The 23,978-nt window shown below is 36.8% G+C and carries 20 protein-coding genes; 7 read left to right on the top strand and 13 right to left on the bottom strand.

The annotated features are described in order from the left end of the window. Positions 1-202: 202 nt before the first annotated feature. The 8 genes from PQ578_RS10310 to PQ578_RS10275 all read right to left on the bottom strand — a co-directional run bounded on the left by PQ578_RS10310 (position 203) and on the right by PQ578_RS10275 (position 11,527). A complete protein-coding gene (locus PQ578_RS10310; protein ID WP_273834181.1) occupies positions 203-1,129 on the bottom strand; it encodes a PD-(D/E)XK motif protein in 927 nt (308 codons plus the stop codon). Between the two features lie 9 nt (positions 1,130-1,138). Beyond that, positions 1,139-2,515 (bottom strand): DNA cytosine methyltransferase, encoded by a 1,377-nt coding sequence (locus tag PQ578_RS10305; RefSeq protein WP_273834179.1) that lies wholly within the window; start codon positions 2,513-2,515, stop codon positions 1,139-1,141. Then, a complete protein-coding gene (locus PQ578_RS10300) occupies positions 2,478-3,170 on the bottom strand; it encodes a DUF6339 family protein (RefSeq protein ID WP_273834177.1) in 693 nt (230 codons plus the stop codon). Before PQ578_RS10300 ends, PQ578_RS10305 begins: the two co-directional genes overlap by 38 nt. Positions 3,171-3,192: 22 nt before the next feature. Continuing rightward, a complete protein-coding gene (locus PQ578_RS10295) occupies positions 3,193-4,122 on the bottom strand; it encodes a hypothetical protein (protein WP_273834176.1) in 930 nt (309 codons plus the stop codon). Next, positions 4,119-6,137, bottom strand: coding sequence for a hypothetical protein (locus PQ578_RS10290; protein WP_273834174.1), 2,019 nt, complete (start codon positions 6,135-6,137; stop codon positions 4,119-4,121). Before PQ578_RS10290 ends, PQ578_RS10295 begins: the two co-directional genes overlap by 4 nt. 17 nt (positions 6,138-6,154) lie before the next feature. Beyond that, positions 6,155-8,956, bottom strand: coding sequence for a Z1 domain-containing protein (locus PQ578_RS10285; RefSeq protein WP_273834172.1), 2,802 nt, complete (start codon positions 8,954-8,956; stop codon positions 6,155-6,157). A gap of 206 nt (positions 8,957-9,162) precedes the next feature. After that, complete coding sequence (locus PQ578_RS10280) at positions 9,163-9,555, bottom strand: hypothetical protein (protein WP_273834170.1); 393 nt, start codon at positions 9,553-9,555, stop codon at positions 9,163-9,165. 232 nt (positions 9,556-9,787) lie between these two features. Further along, positions 9,788-11,527 carry a DNA cytosine methyltransferase gene (locus PQ578_RS10275; RefSeq protein WP_273834168.1) on the bottom strand — a complete coding sequence of 580 codons (1,740 nt, stop codon included), beginning with the start codon at positions 11,525-11,527 and terminating at the stop codon, positions 9,788-9,790. Between the two features lie 260 nt (positions 11,528-11,787). On the opposite strand from PQ578_RS10275, the gene PQ578_RS10270 reads away from it, so the two are divergent. Beyond that, positions 11,788-12,531, top strand: coding sequence for a protein NO VEIN domain-containing protein (locus tag PQ578_RS10270; RefSeq protein WP_273834166.1), 744 nt, complete (start codon positions 11,788-11,790; stop codon positions 12,529-12,531). 385 nt (positions 12,532-12,916) lie between these two features. Here the strand turns inward: PQ578_RS10270 and PQ578_RS10265 are convergent, their stop codons facing one another. From PQ578_RS10265 to PQ578_RS10250, 4 genes are all read right to left on the bottom strand, one after another. Then, positions 12,917-14,374 (bottom strand): CoA-acylating methylmalonate-semialdehyde dehydrogenase, encoded by a 1,458-nt coding sequence (locus PQ578_RS10265; protein ID WP_273834164.1) that lies wholly within the window; start codon positions 14,372-14,374, stop codon positions 12,917-12,919. A 30-nt stretch (positions 14,375-14,404) separates the two neighbouring features. Beyond that, on the bottom strand, positions 14,405-15,760 hold the full coding sequence (locus PQ578_RS10260; RefSeq protein WP_273834162.1) for a GntP family permease: 1,356 nt from the start codon (positions 15,758-15,760) through the stop codon (positions 14,405-14,407). A 30-nt stretch (positions 15,761-15,790) separates the two neighbouring features. Next, positions 15,791-16,987 carry an iron-containing alcohol dehydrogenase gene (locus PQ578_RS10255; protein ID WP_273834160.1) on the bottom strand — a complete coding sequence of 399 codons (1,197 nt, stop codon included), beginning with the start codon at positions 16,985-16,987 and terminating at the stop codon, positions 15,791-15,793. Positions 16,988-17,139: 152 nt separating this feature from the next. After that, positions 17,140-18,957, bottom strand: coding sequence for a sigma 54-interacting transcriptional regulator (locus PQ578_RS10250; protein WP_273834158.1), 1,818 nt, complete (start codon positions 18,955-18,957; stop codon positions 17,140-17,142). 786 nt (positions 18,958-19,743) lie between these two features. Between PQ578_RS10250 and PQ578_RS10245 the strand changes: the two genes are divergently transcribed. The 3 genes from PQ578_RS10245 (at position 19,744) to PQ578_RS10235 (ending at position 21,629) form a co-directional block, all read left to right on the top strand. Next, positions 19,744-20,622 (top strand): Rpn family recombination-promoting nuclease/putative transposase, encoded by an 879-nt coding sequence (locus tag PQ578_RS10245; RefSeq protein ID WP_273834156.1) that lies wholly within the window; start codon positions 19,744-19,746, stop codon positions 20,620-20,622. Positions 20,623-20,866: 244 nt separating this feature from the next. Continuing rightward, positions 20,867-21,157 (top strand): hypothetical protein, encoded by a 291-nt coding sequence (locus PQ578_RS10240; RefSeq protein WP_273834154.1) that lies wholly within the window; start codon positions 20,867-20,869, stop codon positions 21,155-21,157. Between the two features lie 136 nt (positions 21,158-21,293). Beyond that, positions 21,294-21,629: a hypothetical protein gene (locus PQ578_RS10235; RefSeq protein ID WP_273834152.1), complete on the top strand. Its 336-nt coding sequence runs from the start codon at positions 21,294-21,296 to the stop codon at positions 21,627-21,629. A 487-nt stretch (positions 21,630-22,116) separates the two neighbouring features. Here PQ578_RS10235 and PQ578_RS10230 read toward each other — a convergent pair whose 3' ends face one another. Further along, positions 22,117-22,293, bottom strand: a complete 177-nt coding sequence (locus PQ578_RS10230) for a hypothetical protein (RefSeq protein WP_273834150.1) — start codon at positions 22,291-22,293, stop codon at positions 22,117-22,119. A 354-nt stretch (positions 22,294-22,647) separates the two neighbouring features. On the opposite strand from PQ578_RS10230, the gene PQ578_RS10225 reads away from it, so the two are divergent. The 3 genes from PQ578_RS10225 to PQ578_RS10215 all read left to right on the top strand — a co-directional run bounded on the left by PQ578_RS10225 (position 22,648) and on the right by PQ578_RS10215 (position 23,905). Continuing rightward, positions 22,648-22,995, top strand: coding sequence for a DUF1433 domain-containing protein (locus PQ578_RS10225; RefSeq protein ID WP_273834148.1), 348 nt, complete (start codon positions 22,648-22,650; stop codon positions 22,993-22,995). A gap of 42 nt (positions 22,996-23,037) precedes the next feature. After that, a complete protein-coding gene (locus PQ578_RS10220) occupies positions 23,038-23,361 on the top strand; it encodes a DUF1433 domain-containing protein (RefSeq protein WP_273834146.1) in 324 nt (107 codons plus the stop codon). A 190-nt stretch (positions 23,362-23,551) separates the two neighbouring features. Then, positions 23,552-23,905 carry a hypothetical protein gene (locus PQ578_RS10215; protein WP_273834144.1) on the top strand — a complete coding sequence of 118 codons (354 nt, stop codon included), beginning with the start codon at positions 23,552-23,554 and terminating at the stop codon, positions 23,903-23,905. Positions 23,906-23,978 lie beyond the last annotated feature (73 nt).

Here is a 23,978-nt window from a genome sequence, read left to right as displayed (position 1 = left end):
AGTACTTTGTAACTTTTAGAACCGTTATCGTATTTCATCACCACATAATGTTTAAACTCGTCTGTTTACCTCTGAAACCACTGTCCTTTTTTCCATAGAAAAATCCCCTTCAAGTATCATTCTTTCCTCCAAAATATCGTGTAACATGGAGGTTTTTTTAATGTCTACTTAAAAGGGATTATATCAAAATGAAACTTTTTATTTATGGGATTTTAATTTCAATTGGTCTATATTCCAATCCCGTCAAACTTATCTTATAGTTCAATTGCAATACGTGCTCAATAAGTTTATGTGAGTTAAGATTTCGCACATCAATAACCGGGAAACTTTCATCAATATTGTAAGCACGAGCTTCAAGTATTCTAAATTTCTTTTTCCTTGATTGGGATTTTTCCAGCATTCCCATGGCATTTAACAACTTATTTATATCATGATAACTTTCGCCCATATCTACTAAAAGATTTACTACTTGTTCTATACTTATTCCATTGTTAACTTCCTCAAATTTAATAAATATAAGTGAACCCGCTTCTTCTTTAGTTAGTTGGTACTGCCCTGAAATATTTACTATATCATTATACTTAATAATTGAGGATTTTACTTCATAGAAATAGTTGGCGATTTGAAAATCATGAGAGTTACCTTTAGGTCCACCCCAATTTTCGCATGAGATATTTCTGTCATTTTGTTTTAAGTAGTAAAAGAACACTAATTCGCCTAATGCTCCATGGACACTCTGAGTAACATTTTTATTCCCCAAAAGCGACTTCCATTTTTCCCACCAGTTGAGAGGAGAGTTTATGATGTCCTTTCTTTTTTCACCATTTATCCCTGTTTCTAAGAACAGTGCACAAATCCCTGCAAATTCTGATCTAAATTCCTCACCTGAAGAAGCTAAAATAAGCATATTTACCTTTTTACTTTCAACACTCAATTCTGCTGTATAATAATAAACATTTGAAAAGCTCTCATTAACCTCAGTATTATCAGATACCTCAATTCCAACTGCGTACTTTTGATCAATTCTCAAAACCCAAGAATTATATAATTCTCCTAAATTGTTAATAGAGGAAGCATTGTTAATGGATATATTGGCAAACTTTCTCCTTATTTCTTCAACTAGCTCCATAAATCCTCCTTAATCACTTTTTATTCCAAGATTTTTCTTAACAGCCTTGGCCACGCCCCTAGCAAGCAAGGGAGGTACAGCATTTCCTATCTGTTTAAAAGCCTGTCCCATAGATGTGTTGAAAATGAAAGAGTCGGGAAAAGATTGCAGTCTAGCTGCTTCTCTAACAGTTATTCCCCTTGGTTCATAAGGATGGATATGACTGTAAGTATCGGTTCCAAGATGAGCTACTAATGTATGTGAAGGTTTGTATGGATCAAGCTTCTTCCATCTAGTATGAAACTTAGACAAATCATAAGGTGGTACATACTTTTTTTTCAGATCATAATACTTATCTGGACTACATGTTTTGGTCACACCCAAGAAAGAGCAAATATCATCAAACTTTTCTACTGCAATCTTATGTGCTTTTCTATAATCATCTCCAAAACCCATATCCTCGAATATTCGAAAATCTCTCTTAGTATTCCTAAAACAGTTTCCATTCACTGTCCCATTATAAATTCTTTTATTACCTCTCATAAGAAATTGATAATTGTTAGTTGGTGGCGTTTGATAAGACAAAAGGGTGTTTAACTTTATGTTAGGATACTTCAAATTAGAGCTTGGAAAAACACCGGGTAAATCAGAAATAGCTTCTTCAACAGTTACCCACTTAGGAGCACCTTCCCTTGCTCTTAGTGGTTCTCTGAAGTTTTTATCTAGCATAAACCTTTTATATTTATTCCTTTGTTTACTCTCCGAAAAATTAGTCTCTGAATGAGTTGGTAAAGGTAAGTGTTTAATTTCACCATAAACTTTTTTTATAGCTATAACAAATACTCTTTCTCTAGTTTGTGGAACTCCAAAATCAGCACTATTTAATATTGTCCAAACCACATTATAGCCCTTTTCTTCCAATATATCACAAACAGTTTGAGGTATATTCTTTCCCTGAAAACATACAGATTCAGGAACATTCTCCATGATTATAGCTTCTGAATCAAGCTCCACACCTACTCTAATAAATTCTTCATATAAGAAAGCCCGATTGTCATTTAAACCAAATCTATGCTCACCCAACGACTTTATCTTAGCTTTTCCAATTCTAGAATACGCTTGACAAGGAGGACCACCAATAGTAATGAGTGGTCCAGAATTTTTATCCGCTATACTACTAGCTTTAACATTAGTAATGTCTTCGCATAAGTATTCCTTGTCATTTCCATGTTTCCAATGTAAATTTAATGAAGCTGTTTTACATGCATGTAAGTTATTTTCAATTCCCGTTAAAATCGTAATTCCTTCCATCATAAACCCAGTTGATAGTCCCCCACATCCTGAGAATAAATCTATTATTGAAGGACTTTTAGTTAAATGTGTTGCTTTTAGGTTTACTGGGTTCATAAAAGTACTCTATAAGCTCCTTAACATATTTTTCATACCCTCCTGGAATAAGTGCAGGCTCAACTGATTTTACTCGTGCAGTATTCAACTTCATTACCTTTCTAAACAACTTCCTTTTTGAACTTTCATCTAACGTGCTGAACTGTCTCATTATTTCTCTCGTTAACGGCATTCTGTAACCGTGGGGACCTGACCGCTCTACTAATTGAACAATTTCATCTGTAGTGAAATCTTTCAGTATATTATAAGTTTCCTGTTGATTATCAATCCAAGAGAGGTATATATACCACCACATTGTTTTTAGCCACGTTCTATTACTCCTACTAAAAAATCTTCCTTCATTATAACCCCACCTCTCGTAAATAATATCTGGAATTACTTTCATAGAAATATAATTCCAAATTTCACTGTTAGAAGCTTCTCTTGGAGTGAAGTTATATTTTTCTTTTAATAAAACAAACATATTTACACCAAAATTTAAATCTGTAATATATTCTCTTTTTTTCACATCGTTTTCTTTTACATACCGTGTTGCTTGTTCAAAACAAGAGTTTAAATCTGTTCTTAATCGATTATATTCAGAATCATACGAAGGAACAGGAGAGGTATTCTGATCCCAACTTAAAAATATTTTCCGAGCTTCTTTTTTTGTCATACTCTTCCACATATAAATTACCTCACTTAAACTTCGAATCGAAATCTAATCTAATAGACTTAGCTAAAATTTCCGGAGAGGAGGGGTCCCAATTAAAACTATCAATGAAGTAATATATTGCTTCGCCTATGCTACCCGGTTCTGTATCTTTATTTACCAAAATACTCTCCCAATCATCTGATTCTTTTACTTTTTCAATTATCATTTGTAAACCAGTTGCTATTACTTCCAATAATAGTGGGGATGAACCTATCCCCTTCTCTAAATCAAGTTTTTTTGCGTTTCTATGACTATTATTAATAACTATTGCAACATTGTCTTCAGTGAAAGAATCAAATAATGGCTCTGTAAAGTTACAGTCCACCCACCACAAAGGTTTATTCGGTTCATTCACTTCCACTATTGGAAACACAGATGAATTTCCATCAAAAGCAATAACACATTCATCCAATGTACCTAACATTGTTCCCGGTTTAACTGTACTGGTGTTTGTACCACTCTCTAAAAGATATACGAAAATCTCAAATGTTACATTCCCTCTAAGTAAACCTCTTTCAATCGATGTACTTACTTCGACCTCCAAAGGAAAATTACTTAACTTACTAAATTCAGTCGCATGGGTAACATTTCTCTGAGCAGCATCACGAGAATACCACCTTAATCCTATTCCCAAACAACCATTGTCTGCAACCAACGAATTATCACCAAATAGAAAACCAGGGTTTGTAATTGTTATCCGCTTGTTTAACTTTATTTCGTGAGAAGAAGGTTCCCAAGTAACTTTAGGATCTACAATTTGGTATATTGTATTTTGACCTTCTAAAGGTTCTACTTTCATGTCAACTTCATCTTCTCCGTTAAAATAACTTGCTGTAAATGGCTGTTTGATTACACCCAACTTTTCATAAAGTTCTTGATCTAAAATTCTATGAAATAATAATGTAGCACTCATTGAACATGCTCCTCGTATAACTTCTTCTCAGATGTATGATGTATGGATGCCTGAACAGATAAATCCTTTCTTACTAAAGTCATATTCCCCTTAAGTTCTGCATCCATAGCTTTTTCTAAATAGATACTTATAATATTGTTAATCCGATAATTTCTAGTAAAATCATAAGAAGTCTGGTAAGGGGTATTGGACTCTTCTAAAGTAAAATGTTTTATTTCTAATGGGAATGAGGTACCAATTTCCTCTTCCCAATCATCACCATTGATTTTTGAGTTTCCTTCAGTTTCTATTTCGATTTCTAGTTTTTGAAGTGTGCTATCAGTTCGTACAGACAAAACAAAATGTATTAACATATCTCCATCTTTATTTAATTCTATATTTTGTATAATGAATTGATCATAATTCAATTTTTTCTTTCCGGCTCCTTCACCACCTTTGGGTTTAGAAGGTACGTTGGGTTTTTTTCCAAACCCTATAGGAGGTAATAATTCCGTGGCGAGCGCTTTGCCAAGTGCTCCACTTTTGCGTTTTTCTATTAGATCAGTATTATCTTGATATTGGGTAGATATTAAACTAGATACTTTCTTTTGAATTCTATCCGTTATTGTGTACTTTTTGTCATCTATTGTTAAATCAGACCATGAGGTGTGATCCGCTTTTTCGCTTTTACGCAAATAATCCTCTAAGGTATACCCTGGTACATTTGTCATGGAATTATTTGAATCTGGCACAAATACTCCGATTAAGTATTCGTTTCGCTCAGTACGCTGAATTCCCCGAACCCACTTTCCGACAGTTTCATAGTTAATTAATAAACCTGGTTTCCGAGTAAAAGTAAGTATTGGACTATTTTGCTCAGGGTCCTCTTCCAATAACTCCAAAAATTGAAACGGTGATTTGTTATTATCTGGAATAGTCATTTTTAAATCGTCTTTAGTAACCTTTGCAAATGCGACCCTACCAGCAACATTATTTGCCAAATCCTTGTTTAGCTTTATTTCTTTAATTTTAATATTACTTTCCTTAAGGTTGTTATCGTTCTTTAATGTTTGATTCGTTGATGCAGAAATATATAGAGACCTTATTATTGAAAAAAATGGAACCATAACATCCGCGCTTATTTCTTCTTCGTTAACTGAAGGCGATAAAGGAAAACCAAAAGGAAAACTATTGTTATCAATTCTTGGTGCATACCACCTTTGAATCGCTACCCGTAAGTAATATTCAATATCAGTATGCCACCATAATTCCTTCTGATTTGTTTCACTTTTCGGTATTAACTTCTCTGTATTTACGAAGGGAATAATTACAGTAGTTCCGGTCTCTTCATTATCGTATGCTTTTACATTGAGATCTTTTAATATTTCTTTAATTTTATAGTCATCTGTGAGGGGTTTTGTTGACTCTTCAGTATGTTTTTCTCCCCACCAAGCAATGCCTCGTTGAAGACCATGCTCATTTTGAGGAAGTACAGTTTCTTGCTTAGTTTCATCTTCAACTAAGCATGCAGCAAGTCTCTGTTCAAATAAGCCATTTTCTTTTTTAATTCTAGAGTAATAGATTACTAGACCTATTCCCAATCTAAAGTAGACCGTTTTACCTAATCCCCATGATCCACCTGCTCCTTGCTTGCTTTGAGGCATACTAATCTCATAAATAAGTTTCAATAGATTACCATAGTTTCCATTTTCAATGTACTCATGATGTATTGGTCCTGTTAATCCGGTTGTATTGCAGTCACGTATTACAATACTTTCATGCTTATCACCTTTTTGTGTTCTTTCTAAAGAATCTGAAATACCCTCAAAATGTTTTGTTAATTCCTTCTTTTTAAATTGTTTGATTGAAATATCATACTTTACAGGCGACTTCTCATTGTTTGTAGCATCCAAACTGTTCTGTACTGATTCTCTTACTAGCAAATCCAATACAGGCGTATCAGTATTCTGAATTAAACGTAGTAATGAGCTTCCTCTCTCGGCCATCCTACTCATTTTTGCAATTTCTATCTCCATACAAAATCACCTTAACCTTATTCTTCAATTTCTGAAGGTTCTATTTTAACCCTCAATCCTTTAGCAGCTGGCTTTCCTGTTGAACTTCCCGGAATGTTTATATTCAATCCGATAATGTCTTCTTCAAAATTCAAATCTACTCTGTTACTGTTACTCTCATTATCTACTCTAGCTTCTGAATTCTTATTGATTCTATATATTATTAATTGCGGAACAGAATCCATGTTATATTTACTTCGCAAGTTCATTATTTGGGAATTTTTTATATTATTATCTTTGTTATATTCCTCACCAGCCTCAGCATTTGGAATATCTGCTATTAAATCCGAAGGTGCTCTTAACACTCCTATGTTTGCAGTTTTAGAAACCCCTTCCATTTGATTGGATTTTGCAGAACGATTTACTTTGCCAACGCTATAAGTACCAAGCATCCATTGGGAATCTTTAATTTCATGGCCTTTATTAACTTCTGATACTTCACCTATACCAGCTACGACAACATTCCAATTCTTAAAGCCAATTTCTTGTTCGACCTTATCATACCAATCAGTAAACAACTCAATTTGATTAAACGTTCGAGATCTCTCATTAAACTTCATTTTTAATAGAAATTCGTTTTTAATTAATGAAAAGTCTACATTTCTATATACTAATGCACTTTTTCTAGTAACTGATCTTTCAGGTTTTTTTGGTACTTTACCTAGAAACTCTTCAGTTATGTTTATATTTCTCTCAAGTACATCTAAATCATTATCAAAGTGGATGGTTTGTATTGAAGTACCAGTAAAGTCCATATCCACTTCTTCAGCTTCTTGCATTTTGTTCTTTGATGTGATTCTTAACCATGATACTTGCGGGGAGTTTTTCACCCTCGGTCCAAAATCAACAGGACTTTTATTCCCTAACATGTATTCTTCTAGCTCTTCCCTTAGTTCCTCTTCCAGTTTCGATAAGAATAGAAATTTATTATAGGTATCTTTTGTCATCCAAATCCTTGGGAGAAGTTCATAACCTTTTCTATATCCAAACCATCTACCCATCTGCATTAAGGTGTCTGCTGTTGTAGATGCTCTTAAAAAGTACGTACTAATCAAGCCTTCTATTGTTAGTCCACGAGAAAGAGTGCTTCCTCCAATAATAATAAATGCTGGTGCTTTTTCCAGTTGCTCTAGTTGTCGTTTTTGTGGATACGCTAACCTTATATGTGAATTACCTTCAGTTATTCCATTGAATGAACAATTATCTATACATAAATGAATATTGTTGTGATATGTTAAATCACCTTCATTATCCATCTTAATATGGGTTATTTCTTGAATTAATTCGAATAAGAATGACTTTATATTTATAAAAGCAGGATAATCATTCAACTTATCATTTGGTATTGGATAATTCTTAAACCCACTCCTGAATTCATTTAAAGAAAATTTGTTAATTTCTTCGTTAAACACTTCTTCACAAAATTTAATTAAGTTGTCATCTTCTGTCTCATTTATCCATGTATCAACTGCATTAGCAATGTTTTGATGGTGAAATTGCATTTGACTGGTGTGGATCAACATACTAATAGGCTTTGAATATTTGTAATATCTCATGATAGAAGTACCAACTAAGAACCAAGCAATACTTTTCTTCATACTTAGGGGCAAATCGTGAGTTTCCGCTTCTTGTACCCTTTTTATTTCTTCAAAATTTTCTTGAGACACTTCACGAATAATATCTAATCCTTGATTTTCTTCAGAACCTTCAATCCCAAAAATTTGTTTTGGACCAAAATACTCTGGTGCTACTGGTAATTTAGCAATAAAATCTTTTGGATATAGAGATTCATATGATGACTCATTTAAAAAATTGGAATAAGGTGTTGCAGTATATGAGACATAATTCATGGCAGCTGGTCGAATAGTATCTTTTGAAGCATCAACGAGTTTTATAATTAATTCATTTATTTTTGCTCTTTCTTCCTCATTTTTTGTATTGATACTTGCCTGATCAGCCTCATCATCTATAATTAATATTTTCATTTTATTTAGCTTATTTTTATCTGTTGTTAACCAGCTAAGTAAATTCTCTAAACGAGTTTTGTTTTTCAAACAAATATTTATGTATCTGTTTGAATTGCCTTCATTTAAATGCAAACTCTGCAACTGATGATTTAATGGAGATTTTTTGGATAGATCACTTAGTACTTCCCAGTTGTTATTCCCGGGGTGGTTCAAATCATTAAATAGTCGTCTTTCTGTCTGTTTACGTAAATTTTCAATCATTCCTGACAAAACAAAAAAAGCGTTCCAACCATAATCAGCTGCCATTGCCATTAAAGCAGCCATACTTGCTGTTTTCCCAGACTGGACATGTCCAATAACTAGTCCCTTAATAGGTCCTGTAGTTTCAGTGTTGGTGCTAAGTCTTTTCAGTATTGAGAGCGTAGAACCCTCAATCTGTCTAATAGATTCTCTTTTGAACCCATTTGATTCAAGGTGTTTTTTGTAGAGTTGCCAAGAGGATCTTGGAGAATCTGGTACTTTAATATTATTATCTTCTTTAATAGAAATAATAGTAGAAGTATTATTTATTTTATCTATCCTCTTGGATTGTGTTTCCTCTGCTTCAATATTACTAACAATTTCTTTCCAAATATACTCAGTTACATTTTCACCAACCATCCCCACAGCTTTCAAGTTCCATAAATTTTGTTTTAAAGGAACGTTGGTATCACCTGCGTTATACACTTTTCCCCAATCATACTCAGAATTCACCAAAAGATTCCTAATTGCACTTCTTACATGATCATAAATCGGTAGATTCACATCAACCATATAATTACCCCCATTAACTTTACTCAGTTCACTACTTCAATACTAATCTACGCAAATATTATTCCAACACCCTACATTAATACTAGTAGTTCCTATTTATTCCATCTATATTTTATCAAACTATATTGATAAAATATAGTTCTTTTGTATAACAGAACACCCTAATAAAAAAGACCCTTATGGGTCTTAACAACTAAAAACAGAGATTAATTGATATTTGTATCTAAAGATCTGATTTTTCTCATATTACGAAAAACTCTTCTTAGTAACAAATAATCATCATGACTTATTAATGTACAATGTGCAATTTGATTTCTAACCTTATTAAGTTTTGTTAAGTCTACTATCTGTTCTTTTTGATAATCTTTATTTAACAAAGAGACCATTTTTATTAAGCTAATAATTTCATGGAAATGCATATCAGGAATGTGTTTATTAGAAATTTGATTATTATATTTCCGTTTTAAAATAAATAACCAATTAACCCCAAATTCACTTTCTAGTGTGAATTGTGCATGACTTTTCATTGTATTTTCAATTTGAAATAACAAACAATAACTATCTTTTATTCTAGTTAACTGAGTCTTACTATAGTACAAATCATACTACTCCCTATTAAATTATTTAATAACTATAAATTATTAATTTAATGAAATAATTTAAATAAACTCATCAAGAGATATTGATTATCAAAGAAAATTTTGGAAGTAATCTTTTACAACTATATAAAGTATCTTAGCATCATAAATATCTATAACAATCTAAAGTTTCGTTATAGAAATATAAACACTAGTATACCGTGATCAATGTACAAGAGATTTTGTTATTATTTTATATTGAGAATGTATTAGTAATTTTTTCACCATCTAATTCATTTGAATTATTTCCCAATAATTCATTAACTGTATTAGAAACTTCTTCACCAAGCGATTTCAAAATGCTCTCTGCAATGACTCTAGCTAAAAGTGGTGGTACTGCATTACCAACCTGTTGATATTGACTATCTTTATTCCCTTTAAAAATATAATTGTCCCGAAAGGACTGGAGCCTTGCAGCTTCTCGAATGCTTAATGCCCTATCTTTAATAGGATGAATCCACATGGATTTTCTAACATTCACTACAGTGTCTGAAGGTAATTCATAAGCCAGTCTCTTATAAACCGTATTTTGAGTTCTAGCATGATCAGTATATGTTGTTTTTAAAGAATCATCCAAATCATGAAAATTTTGTCCCTGTGACAAAGTTTTAAATCGCTTTAACGCCATATCCCTAGTGTGAGTTCTTACGTGATTATAAAGTATTAATTCTTTACCATTTAGATATTGATTTAATTTACTCGAATTAATTGGGAAGGAGGTCTTTAATTTCTCACTTCTTACTACTTCAATCTCGGGTGGGACATCCTCTAAATCACCAATAGCGTCATATATAGTAAAGTAATCTTCTTCCTTGTTAAAAAGTGGAATAGGCAAAGCTAGTTCTTTATCCTTTATAATGTCTTTTCTTACTCCAATAAGTATTAACCTTTTTCTATTTTGTGGCACTCCATATCGAGCTGCGTTAAATATATACTTATCATCATTTATTTTATAACCCAGGAAATCTAACTTCTTGGTTATATAGTTGAGTACACTAAATGTTTTTAATCTAATCGCCAAAGAATCTCCATTAATGAACAGCAATTTCTCATAAAGAATCCTATTATCATACACTTCTTGTACTTTATTCATAACTTTTTGAGTTTCAATTATCACTTTCAACGACTTATACAATTGTTTAGTATATACGTTACATTTATTAAAAATAATTTCACTTATATAGTAGTGGACTAGTCTCCATTCTTCTTCATATGTTTTGCTCCAACAAGCTGATACTAAACTATCCCAAATCAATAAGAGCTTTTGAAAATAATAACTGTTTCTATTATTTTTAAAATAATTTATTAGATCATCACTTTTTAAGGACTTTTTTAAAACAGTATTTAATTTTGAAAATACGTTTTTATCTAAGAGAAACGGAGCAAGACTTTCCTTTTTATTAGCTGATGTAACAATTAGTGTTATTAATTCTTCTGATAGGAATGTCTTATCTCCTATTTTTACATTTTCGGTCTCAGGTATTATCCCAAGATTCTCAAGTTCTAATACGTCATCTTCACAATAATAGAACTTATGTTTTTTTGATCCCATACTACTTACATTTTCCATTACTAAAGCTCTAGGAGAAACTTCTTCAATTGCTCTTAAATAGTTTTTCACTAATTGATTATTATTTGATATTAAAGTGTTTTTTTGTCGATTTGCATTTGAAAACCCCTGGCAGGGTGGTCCTCCAATAATTACATCTATATTCCTGAACTTTTTTTTCAATTTATTGTTATTATCTCTATAATGTAACTCAGTTATATCAGAAACCATTTCCACGTCACTGCCGTGATTAGTTTTATATGTTTTTTTTGCATTTTCATCAAGTTCAACAGCAATTTGAATTTTGAATTGTCCAGTTTGTTCAAATCCATTACTTAAGCCCCCAGCTCCAGCAAATAAGTCCATTACTCTTAATTTTTCCATATTATATTTCTCTCCTCTGGGAACATTTTCTTCTTCATCAAAATTATTGGGCCGAAATAACCTTAATGATAATATGTAGAAACCATTTATTAATTAATTTTATATTACTATGTAGAACATTACAAAGTTTCTTTAATAATATGAATGAGTATTTATTCACATCAATTTCTCTAAGAACACCACAGAAGTCATTATAAATCTGATCTTATTGAAACTTAAAAATCCCTGATGGTAAAATTAACTAAAAAGGATGTGATTAATTGAATTTAAACAAGAAATGCATGTTATTATTTTCTTATTACCTTTCTAAGTACAATAAACGAGCCTTAATGAATTTAAACTACGATACTTATAAAGAAGCGTATAATGATGCCGGTAAAAGATTTGGTTATAAACCAAATACAATCAAGAATAGAAGGGATGATTTTGATTCTATACATGATAATGGACGAAATGGATGGTATCAAAAGGAGCTTTCTAAAAACAGTTTAGAAATAATAGATACATTTGGCCACATTAGCGAAGATGCAATGACAGAAATTGTAAGGGAGTTATTGAGTAATAATGAATATCAAGTATCAAACATCCCCTTTGGTTCACTTTTTACCGAACCATCCAAGATTTCATATAATAGAGGTCTTACTGGAAAAAAGGCCGAATTATTATTCATGGAATATTTTAAACAAAATTACAATAATTTAAATCAGGGGAAATTAGTTGATACAAGGGATGAAGGTTGTGGTTATGACTTTAAATTAGAAGATACTTCGATAGTATTTGAAGTGAAGGGGCTGTCTTCAAAAGATGGCGGAATTAGTTTTACAGATAAAGAATGGGCAACTGCTAAGGAAAAAGCAGGGGATTACAATTTGGTAGTAATTAGCGATGTCTTTACAAGTCCTAATATAAAATTAATCAACAATCCCTATAAAACTATCACACCTACCAAACGTTACTATAGCACATTATCAATTATGTGGAGCATACAAAGTAAAAAGTTATAATTATGTTTAAAATGTAAAGGCTTCCAGAATTCTTGGAATAGGTATACCAAGTTTTTTAATTACTAGGTTTGGTGGAGTTACTACCTTAAAAGTGAATGATGAGAAATTAAACAAACAATAAAAGGTGAATTCCCTTCACCTTTTATTGTTTGTTTTTACTAATCAACCACGCATATACCCGCTCTGCAACTAATTGTTCAAAGTCATAATGGGTTTGATAGCATTGAAAAACTAACATTTTTTCCTTTGACATAATAACTAACTCTAAATGAAGAGAACATTGGTAGCTTTTCAACCAAATAAACACGAAAATGAGATGGCGCTATCACAGCTATTCCCTTCTCTACGCCTTTCCATTTCTTTATTTCACCTTTCTATACTCTACCTACCACCGAGCCGTCAACATCTTCCTCCTCGTATAAAACTCCACCCCATCCGATCCATTCGCATGAAGATCTCCATAAAACGAATTCTTCCATCCTGAGAATGGGAAGAACGCCATCGGTGCTGGAACTCCGATATTTACCCCGAGCATGCCGACTTCGATGTTTTCTCTGAAGTAGCGGACGTTGCTGCCGCTTTGGGTGAAGAGGCATGCGCCGTTTCCGAAGTCGGATTCATTGGTGAGCTCGATTGCTTCTTCTAGGTTTTTCACTCGTACAATGGATAGAACGGGAGCGAAGATTTCGTCCTTCCAGATTTGCATGGACGTGTTCACGTGATCAAAGATCGTTGGTCCAATGAAGTAGCCTTTGTCGTTATACGCTTCATCGTTTCTTCCGTCACGGACAAGCGTCGCGCCTTCTTCCTGCCCTTTTTGGATGTAGCTTTCGGTTCTTTCTTTGTGCTCTTTGCGGATGACGGGTCCTAGGAACACATCGTCGTCCAGTCCATTTCCGATTTTAATTTCATCCGCTTTTTCGTTCAGCTTTTGAAGTAGCGGCTCGACCACATCGTCTACCGCGACAACGACCGAGCACGCCATGCATCGCTCTCCTGCTGATCCGTAGGAAGCGGCAATGATTTCTTTCACCGCTGCATCAAGGTCCGCGTCTGCCATGACGATGGAATGGTTTTTCGCACCGGCTAGGGCTTGAACGCGTTTGCCATTCGCTGCACCTGTTTTGTACACGTATTCTGCGACAGGCTGTGAGCCGACGAAGGAAATCGCTGGCACGTCTTTGTGTTCCAATAGGCCGTTTACGACATCATGGGCACCGTGAACGATATTAAGGACGCCGTCTGGAAGACCCGCTTCTTTGAATAGTTCAGCTAGTCGGTTTGCGAGTAGCGGCGTTCGTTCTGAAGGCTTAAGGACGAACGTATTGCCCATCGCGATGGCGAGCGGGAACATCCAGCACGGCACCATCATCGGAAAGTTAAACGGTGTAATGCCACCGACGACGCCGACGGGATAGCGGTACATGCCGGATTCTAGATTTGTCGCAATATCCGGAAGCTGTTTCCCCATCATTAAGGAAGGCGCACCGGCAGCGAACTCCACGCACTCGATTCCGCGCTGTACCTCGCCCTGCGCTTCTTTAAAGCTTTTTCCATTTTCCTGTGTAAGCAATCGTGCAAGCTCGTCCCAGTTGTCGACGAGGAGCTGCTGGTATTTAAACAGAATGCGAGCACGCTTTGGTACGGGGGTTTTGCTCCACGTTTTGAAGGTTGCCTTTGCGACTTTTACTGCCTCATCAAGATCTTCTCTTGAGGAAATCGGTACCTGAGCGAGTTCTTCACCCGTTGCTGGGTTTGGTACAGATTGAAATTGATCGGTTTTTGCGTCTACCCATTCACCGTTAATGTAGTTTTGTAGCGTGTTTGTTGTTGTCGTTGCCATGTTAAAGTCCCCTTCCTTTTTGTACACTTTTTAGAAAATCGAGTATAGAATGACTGCCAGGATCAAGGCGATCGTCGGCAGGATAACGCTAAGTAAAAAGATCGGTCCGTAAGAACGCTTATGTGTTTCACCACAAATCGCACGGATCGTGGTCACCACATAGCCATTGTGTGGGAGCGAATCGAGTCCACCTGAAGCAAGAGCTGAAATGCGGTGCATCGCGCCAGGATCTAAGTTCCCCATCCCTAAATAAATCGGGGATAAAATCGGGAGTGCGATTCCAAGACCACCGGAGGCTGAGCCCGTTAGCCCACAAATAAGTGTAACTGCGATCGCAAGTCCCATCAGTGGTGGACCCGGAATATTCACAAGTCCATCGACTACCGTTTGAAAAGCCGCGACCTGTGCCGCCACGCTACCAAAGCCGACTACGGCGCAAGTATTCGCAGCAGCTATTAACGCATCATGCGTTCCTTTTGCGAGCGGGTTCCAGAATTCTTGTAAGTATGGAAGCATAATCACACACGCTAAAGCAATACCGGAAGCGAGCGAAATAAGGGCAGCTCCTGTTGATGAAATGAAATTGGACAGCGTATTTAACGAGACGATGACCGTGACGAGTGGCAAGATGGCCAAAATGACATTCGGCAACTGCTTTTGCTCTGGTTCTGGCTCAGGTTCAGTCTCCACCTGCTTCAATTCGGCTGTTGCAGCGATTTCATTTGAGGCTTTTGAAGTCTCGTTAGGCAATGAAAAAGTTTCCCCATTTCGCACCGCTTTTTTCACCATTTTCCCTAACAACCATCCACCCGTTAACATGATCAAGATGGCAATGAGGATGCCGATGAACCCACCAGCCGTTGGTTTTGTTCCAAAGTACTCGGTTGGAATCAGGTTCTGGATTTCTGGTGATCCCGGAGCTGTCATCGTAAAGGAAATGGAGCCGAAGACGAGTGCTGCAGGGATAAAGCGGTGTGGCAGGTTCGCTAATTTAAAAAGAGAGACGGCAATAGGGTAAACCGCAAAACCGACAACGAATAAGCTAACGCCGCCGTAGGTCATGATGGCTGCCGCCGCAACGACCGCAAAGACAGAGCGAGAAGGACCGAGCGTATTCTTGATCCAATTCGCAATACTATCTGCCGCTTTCGTTTCCTGCATCACTTTTCCAAAGATGGCGCCTAATAAGAAGATGAGAAACCATGAAGCAAAGTACGACGTGAATCCTGTCATGTAATAATCGGTTAACGCTGTTTCTAGATTTAGACCTCCAGTAAGGGCAACGAGCACGGCGCAAAGAATCGCCGCTATGATGATGTTGATCCCTTTCATCGTTAAATAAATGAGGAGGCCTAATGATAAGATTAAACCCAGCATGCCTAGCATGTTCTTCCCTCCCTGTACCCTCTAAGCGCGTTATTGAACCTTGTGCTCGCTACGAAATTGGTAGTCATAGCAAGTCAGATAAAGTTCTTCTAATTCTGCTTGAGTAGGGACACGAGGGTTATGGCTTGGACTCCCACTATCAAGCGCATCCGCCGCCATCTTAGAAACGGCTCGGTTAAAGGCTTCTTGCTCAATGCCCCACGATTTCAAATTGGGAATGTTTAACGTGCGACAAAGTTCTTGAACGGAAGCCACCGCTTGTTCAGCTGCTTCTTCATCAGTAAGAGTGGCACTGCTCGGTTGAAAAATGCGTCCGATATCGGCAAGGTGCTTCTGACATTCACCCTTGCTAAATTCAAGAACAGCAGGTAAGAGCATCGCATTGGAATAGCCATGTGGCACATGGAAGAGTGCCCCGATTGGTCGCGACATTCCGTGAACGAGACAAACGGATGCATTGGTAAACGACATGCCTGCTTGTAAAGCCGCTAAGCTCATCGCTTCTCTCGCTTCAAGGTTGTCACCATTGAAGTAAGCGTTCTCAATATTTTGGGCAATGAGCTGAATCGCCGATAGCGCAAATGTATCCGTCATCGGATGAGATCTCTTAGATAAGTACGATTCAATCGCATGACTCAGCGCATCAACGCCTGTTGCAGCCGTTACATGCTGTGGTGAGGAGATCGATAATAATGGGTCAACAATCGCGACAGCTGGCATGAAAGCTGGCTGCTTCACCATCATTTTCACATCATTAGATGTATTTGTAATGACCGTCACATCTGTCGCTTCCGAGCCCGTTCCTGCTGTTGTAGGGATTGCGATATGCGGAATTGGAGTATGCTCAGCGACTTTCTTGTTAAGCCGGTAATCGGCTAAGTCACCACCGTTTGTGGCAAGAACCACGATCGCTTTTGCTGTATCAATACAGCTTCCACCCCCAAGCGAGATCACGACATCAGACTGACTCTCTTTTAAAAGGGCTAACGATTCTGCCACATACTGATCAGTCGGTTCTGACTCTACTCCTGTATAAACCTCACTTTCAACCCCCTTTTCCTTTAAGTAATCCTGACATTCACTCACATAGCCGAGACTAGACATCACCTGATCGCTTATAATGAGTGCTTTACCTCCACGAATGGAAGCTTCCACTCCAATTTGTTTAAATGACTCTCGACCATATAAAATCGTTTGCGGCGTTCGAAAAACGGCATAGGTTTCCACCTGGCTATCACTCCTTCATTCTGACTTACTTATCTATAGAAGCAAGATCCGTGCCAAGTTTAACAAGCGCTACATCAAGCATTTTTGCGCTACTGATTGTAGTGCCTACACTACAGTTGTCGATTTTATGTAGTGATTCTCCTACACATTACTTAGGAGATGTCGAGACTTTTTAACTTTTGATAAAGCGTAGTCCGATGAATCCCCAGGCGTTCTGCTGCTTTCGTTTTATTGCCACCTGCATCTTTTATCGCTTGAACGATAGTTTCCTTTTCTCGATCCTTCCCAACTCGTTTCGCTTCGTCTAATAAGCTGTGGGGTTTTTCATCAGGAATTTGATTTTCACGATCTTCCTTCACGCTAAAAAGTCCATTGAGGTGGTCTTTCCCAATAACCGGCTCATCAATAAGCGTAACCACACGTTCAATCGTATTCACCAGTTCACGAATATTCCCTTTCCACTCTGAATGCGTAAGAGTAGATAGAGCTTCATGGGTAAATCGTTTTGTTTGGACGCGATACTTCTCACAAATCTCTTTCACATAGTAAGACAGAAGAATCGGTATATCCTGCTTCCGTTCCCGAAGAGCCGGGACATGGAGGCGAATGATATTTAATCGATAAAACAGATCTTCACGAAACGTCCCTTTTTCGACGAGCTCCTTTAGATGTTGATTCGTTGCCGCGATCACTCTTACATTGGTTTGGTATTTCTTGACGCCACCAACCCGTTCAGCTTCTTTTTCTTGGAGCACACGAAGCAGTTTTGTTTGCATACTTAGCGGAAGTTCTGCAATTTCGTCCAAGAAAATCGTACCGTTATTCGCCAGCTCAAATTTCCCGGGCTTTCCTCCTTTCTTGGCTCCTGAGAACGCGCCTTCTTCATATCCGAATAATTCTGATTCAAACAAATGCTCAGGAATGGCCGCACAGTTCACGCTAATCATGGGGCCTGTCGCAAAAGGACTTAGATGGTGGATACTTTTCGCAAACATTTCTTTCCCCGTGCCACTTTCACCGGTAATGAGCACGGTCGCCGCTGTTCTGGCTGCTCTTCTAGCAAGTCGTTTCGTAGCTTTAATCTCTTCACTTACACCAATAATTTGATCAAGCGTTATGTGATTCTCTTTCTTTTTTCCAACTTGTTTCGTGCCTCGTTCAGGCTCCTCTGCATCCGTATCTTTAAGTCGTTCATAAATTTTATAGATCTCCGAAATCCCTTCAAAGATAAGCATCCCGATTGCGCCGATCACAGCGCCATTTTTCACAATGGGAATGCGGTGAACGACCATTTCATGGCCCTGGATTGTTTGGAGTACACCACGCTCGGCTAGTCCTGTTTTCACGGTCATGTGAAGCTCTGTATTATCAATTACTTCAGTCACATGCCGTCCAATCGCATTTTCTTTCTCGATCCCAGTAAAACGGCTGTACGCTTCGTTAAACTCCTGAATCGTTCCGTTTTCATCTACAACAGCAATCCCTTCATAAGCACTTTCGAGCACGGTGTTCAACGCCTCTGCCGTATGCTGTTTTTGCTTAAGCATTGAAATGTATTTCGAAAACCCATCCGTAATATCGCCTTTTGATAACAAGCCAATTAATTTCCCTTCTGAATCAAGGACAGGCAGTTCATTGTATGGTAATGAAATAACCTCCAAGATGGAATCTTCAGGATGTACCACCGCGAAGTTTCGTTTAAAAAGATCCCGACCTACCTTAACGTCCCTACTGTTATGAAGAAAATAAGATAGCACTTGCCTCAACCTGATCGTTCCAAGAAAATGATGGTCGTCATCTACAATCGGCAATGTATTTAATTTATGGCTGATCATCCATTCACCAGCCTCCTGAATTGACTGTTCCGATTTGATGCAAAGAGGTTCCGGCGTCATCCAATTCTTCACATAGAGAATCGGTTCTACATCTGATAGATCATTATTCGTTTCAACGAGGTCATTGATCGACATAAGTTAACCCTCCAATATGATGGTGCCTGTCACCACCCGTTATTTAGCGAATGCTGTCGAAATAAGCGTTTGAGCGTAAGTCTGCCCCTAATTACTTTCGATAGGCATAACAAAAGAACCTCCCTTTAATGAGACGTCCTTCTGTTCACCTTACCTTTATACTGTCATGTAACATTTCATACATCATCTTCATCTTGATTAACTTCAACTCGTTTTCTTCAAAACGCTGCACCAGCGCCTTATTCACCTGGCCATCGAAGTTATGTGCAATTTAGTAGATATTTGTTTTGACATTTCTGTACCTCGAAAGCTGATAACGATTTCTCCTGAGTCAACACTTTTAAATACATACCCATTAAGGCCTCTCTGTAGATAACGTTGGCATCAACGAAAATTTCCCAAATAGAAAAGACGAATGCGCGAAAAATTCTTGTGAATACGAATACTAAATATATATTATCTATTGACCTTGCATTCTACTGAACATAAACACTCTTTATCAAAAAACTAAATAAATTCCCTTAGCTAAATCCTCACTTCGTTCCAAAACAAAGTGAGGCTTTATTTACTTTCAATCCAAATTTTCGTTTTGTTAGATATTTGACTTTTGCACTAATGCATCTTATTTAAAAGTAAAAGGCGAATATTAAGACAGTATCAGCTTGAACTGTCCAGATCATTCATAAACCGTTTTTCTATTTGTTAAAAACTATACATATTAACTCTAAAACTCTAACATCTTATTAGAAGCGGTGTGTAATAGTAAAAAAAGGAAGGTGGTTATGAGTGAGAAAACCATCTATTGATTTAAAATATGATTTTGCATTCAAGTACTTGTTAGGTGTAGATGAGAACAAAAGATTTTTAATCCGCTTTTTAAATGACGTTTTACAACCCGATCGAGAAATTGAATCTGTTGAGATTGGGAACGGTGAAAACCCTGGAACGTATGTGGGAGACAAGAAGTCTATTCTAGATATACGCGCTAGAACGGACACTGGTACTTATGTAAATATTGAGATACAAGTGGGAGAGCAACAATTTATCGATAAACGAATGTTGTATTATTGGTCAAAAGTTTATGGCAGCCAGCTAGCACAAAGTGAACAATACACCCTTCTTAATAAAACAATTGGTATAAGCATTCTTAATTATAAATTAAATGCCAATCAAAGCTTCAAATACCATACCAAATATGCATTGAAAGAGTTAGAGAAAGATTTCCTTTTAACTGATATAATGGAATTACATATTATTGAACTACCACTCTTCAAAGATTACTTTAAAAAGAACGATGGAAATGTACCATTAAAAGAAGATTTTTGGTGGCTTTTACTGACTGCGATGAATAAAAATGGTTTAGACGAGGTAATATATAATAAAATAGAAGAATTAGTAATCGGAGGTGATGACCTAATGAAGGATGTTATGCAACATTGGCACAAAATGAGCAAAGAAGAAGCCGAACGTTACTGGCAGGAAGGATTAGGTCAGGAAATGGCCTATTATGATGCTAATATTAAGAAAGATATAGAGATAGAAATCAAAGAAAACCAACTCAATAAATTAATCCAAAACGGCAAGTTATCAAAGGATGAAATAAGAAACATTATTGATCTGGATCCAGAAGTTTTTGAAATTCTTTATAACAGAAATAAAAAGTAAGATGAATATTATTAGATCAAACCGCGCAAATATTTTACATTGTGCGGTTTTTTGTATCTGCCTATAACAATTCTAATTTCGCGAGTTCCTATCACTCCCCGGTTTAGTTCGAATTTATAAGATTTTATATTTACTCTATTTGGTATAATAAATTCATGTTTAATTTAGCAACAAAGGATTGATGAAAATGAAACGAATTCATTTCTTTCTATTACTATCACTAGTAGTTCTAGGGAGCTGCAGTGTGAACTCTAACAGCGAAAACTATAGCGAAGAAACAATTGAAAAGGCGAAAGCCAGCGTAGAAAGTTACATTATAAATAATTATCAAAATATCGAAAGCGTAGAGTTTCAAGAGTCTCCTTCTGCACCGATGGGTAGACTTGTTCTTGAAGGCACAGTTAATAAAAAAGCTACATTTAATATCGGAGTGAATGATGATTTTACAGTCGGAAGCATTGGCATGGGGGAAGGCTTTCCAGAGCCTAAAGAAGAATGTAAAGAGCATTCTTGTGACTATGAAGTTAGGAAGTAACAAGTTTACTACTCTCTCAGCCTGTTGCCTTAGATCTTTTCTGTGCAAGCAGGCTTTCTTTTTGCAGTATGTGAGCTACCCGCTTCCCTTCTTGTTTAGGCTAATCAAGAAAATGCATAAAGCGAGGTGACCTCAAATGAAATTCATCCGTATTTACACCATTGTAGCGTTCATTTTATTAGTTGGTTGTAGTGTGAATTCTAGTACGGAAGAATACAGCGACGAAACAATGAGAGAAGCACAAGCAAACGTGACGAGTTACATAGAAAACAATTACGCTAACATCGAAACCCTTACAGTAACCGAGCCCTATGAAGCAGAAATGGGAATTTTGACCGTGGATGGTAAAGCAAACGGTGAAGCTTTTTCCGTAAGCCTAGACACTGATCTGATGGTAGCTGGGATAGCGATTCAAAGTAAACAGTTTCCTGAAAAGAAAGAAGAATGTTTGGAGAGAATATGTGACGATTAAATGCTTCTTACATTCAATGCGCTTACTCCATATTCGAGCTAAAGGTTAGGAGATGTACCTATTTCTGCATGAAAAACGTTTCCCCTTGTTGTTCTTCTCCTGTTAGCTGCTTGTAGCTTCCATACGCAGAGGATTATGACGACGAAACACAGGAAAAAGCAAAGGCTTCTGTTGAGAAATTCATCACGAATAATTATGAAGAGATTGAATCCGTTGAGGTCACTAAAGTTTATCAAAGCGAAATAGGTGGACTAAATGTAGATGGAACGGTCAATGGTGGTGAAGCTAGGTTCTCAGCTGGAATCGATAATGATTTCACTGTTGGGAGCTTAGGATTAGGAGAAGGGTTTCCAGAGATGAAAGAATCTTGTAAAGAACAGATTTGCGGTTCATAAATAAGACACCTCATAACCATACGCAACTCTAGTTGTGTATGGTTATGATTCATTTAGCTGAAGAATGATCTTACCTGGTTATGAATGTACGATTATTTCGTTTTTTCTTTTGTGGGATACAGTTTATCCAAGACGGTCGCAACTGTCATGGTTGTTAAACCTAGTGCAAGACCCTTTATAATGACATGATCAGGCAAAAACACATACTCAATACTCATTAATACCATTACAATCAACCATGTAATAAGGAACCTTTTACCAAAAGACATGTTTACCTCCTCTCAATCTCCTCTTCAAACGCCATCCAAATATTGTAACTTTCTATATTAACTACCACTTCATCCTATATACGAAACATGCTTTTCAATCGTAATGAAACTAGCAAATCAACGATCTCTCATTAAAACCTCTTCCTCCGCTTAATCAGCTAATGTTAAGAGGAATCTGCTTCATTTCAAAATTCTTTTGTGGAAGTTTTCATTGTAGCAAGATGAATATTCAGAAACGGCTTTTCTCTGTTTCGTATACTCCCCCTTAAGCGTCTCAAACGATTTCTTCATCCTCTACCTTTATTTGGTATAATTAGATTCAACGTTTTTCATCTCTATCGATCTATTAACAACGTGAATCAAAATGAGGTGGTTCCCTTTTATAAACGATTATTTTTCTTCCTCACCCTCTCCGTTCTATTAGGGGCTTGCGGGTTTTTCTCACAGGAAAACGACTATGATGAGGAAACCATCGACAAGGCAAAAAAATCGGTTGAACGTTTTATACTACATAACTATGAAGAAATCGAATCGGTTGAGATAACCAGGTCCTATGAAAGTGAAATGGGTGGTTTAACGATTGAGGGAACGGTTAATGACGGGGCGGCTGGGGTTCGAAGTGATTTTTCAATTGGGCATTTAGCTCCAGGAGAGGATTTCCCTAATATGAAAGAAGCGTCTAAAGAACAGATTTGTGAGTGACCGAACCTTTTAATGAATTCAACATGTGAGGATATGATTTTATTGAAAAGCGTCTACATCTGTCTTATCTCATTATTAGTCCTCCTATTAGGCTGTAGCGTGAACTCTAGTGAGGATGAAACATTAGAAAAGGCAAAAGAGAAAGCGGAAAGTTATTTGAAAAATAATTATCAAAATGTAAGTGAAGTCACGTTTGTTGATGATCCCAACAATCCAATGGATGGCATAACCGTTGAAGGTACAGTAAATGGAGAAGCGGAATTTACGATTGCGATGGGTGAACGCTTTGAAATTGCTGGGGTTAGTCGAGGAAAGAATTTTCCAGAAAAGAAAGAGGCGTGTAAAGAGCAGATTTGTGCGTATTAATCTAGGCGTCTCCCCTCTTATACCGAGTGTCGCCCTCTTTATTGGCTAAAATCCAATTATATTGGCCATTCTGCTATTTTATTGGCCAAACTCGGGATATATTGGCCAAATCCTCATTTTATTGGCTAACTAGAATGATTCTAACAGTGGTAGGGCAACTTCTAACCGCCGTTCACGAGAGGTGATGATCATGCAATGGAAAGCACCAATTTTTATCATGCTCGCCCTTTTCCTTAGCGGGTGTAGTCTATTCTCTACTGGTAGTAATGACTATTCGGAAGAATTCATTTTACAAGCAGAGAAAGAAGCGGAACATTTTTTAAGAGCAAATTATGATAACGTTGATGAGGTCACTTTTAGTGAGGATCATAGTGACCCTATTGGCGGGCTTGTTCTAGAAGGAACGGTCAATGGGGAGGCCACATTTAATATTGGGGTAAATGAAGATTACACGGTCGGTGGGATCGGGAAGGGCAAGGGATTTCCCGAACGGAAAGAAGCGTGCCGAGAGCACTCGTGTGACTATGGACAGCTGGAAGAATAGGTTAATATCTAGTCTCAAATGATAGATTGTATCTTTCTAAGGAAGTGATTTTATTGAAATGGCCCCTTTCTCT

This window comes from Guptibacillus sedimenti (assembly GCF_028610665.1).
Taxonomy (GTDB): domain Bacteria; phylum Bacillota; class Bacilli; order Bacillales; family Guptibacillaceae; genus Guptibacillus; species Guptibacillus sedimenti.
This window is presented reverse-complemented; position numbering and strand designations above follow the sequence as displayed.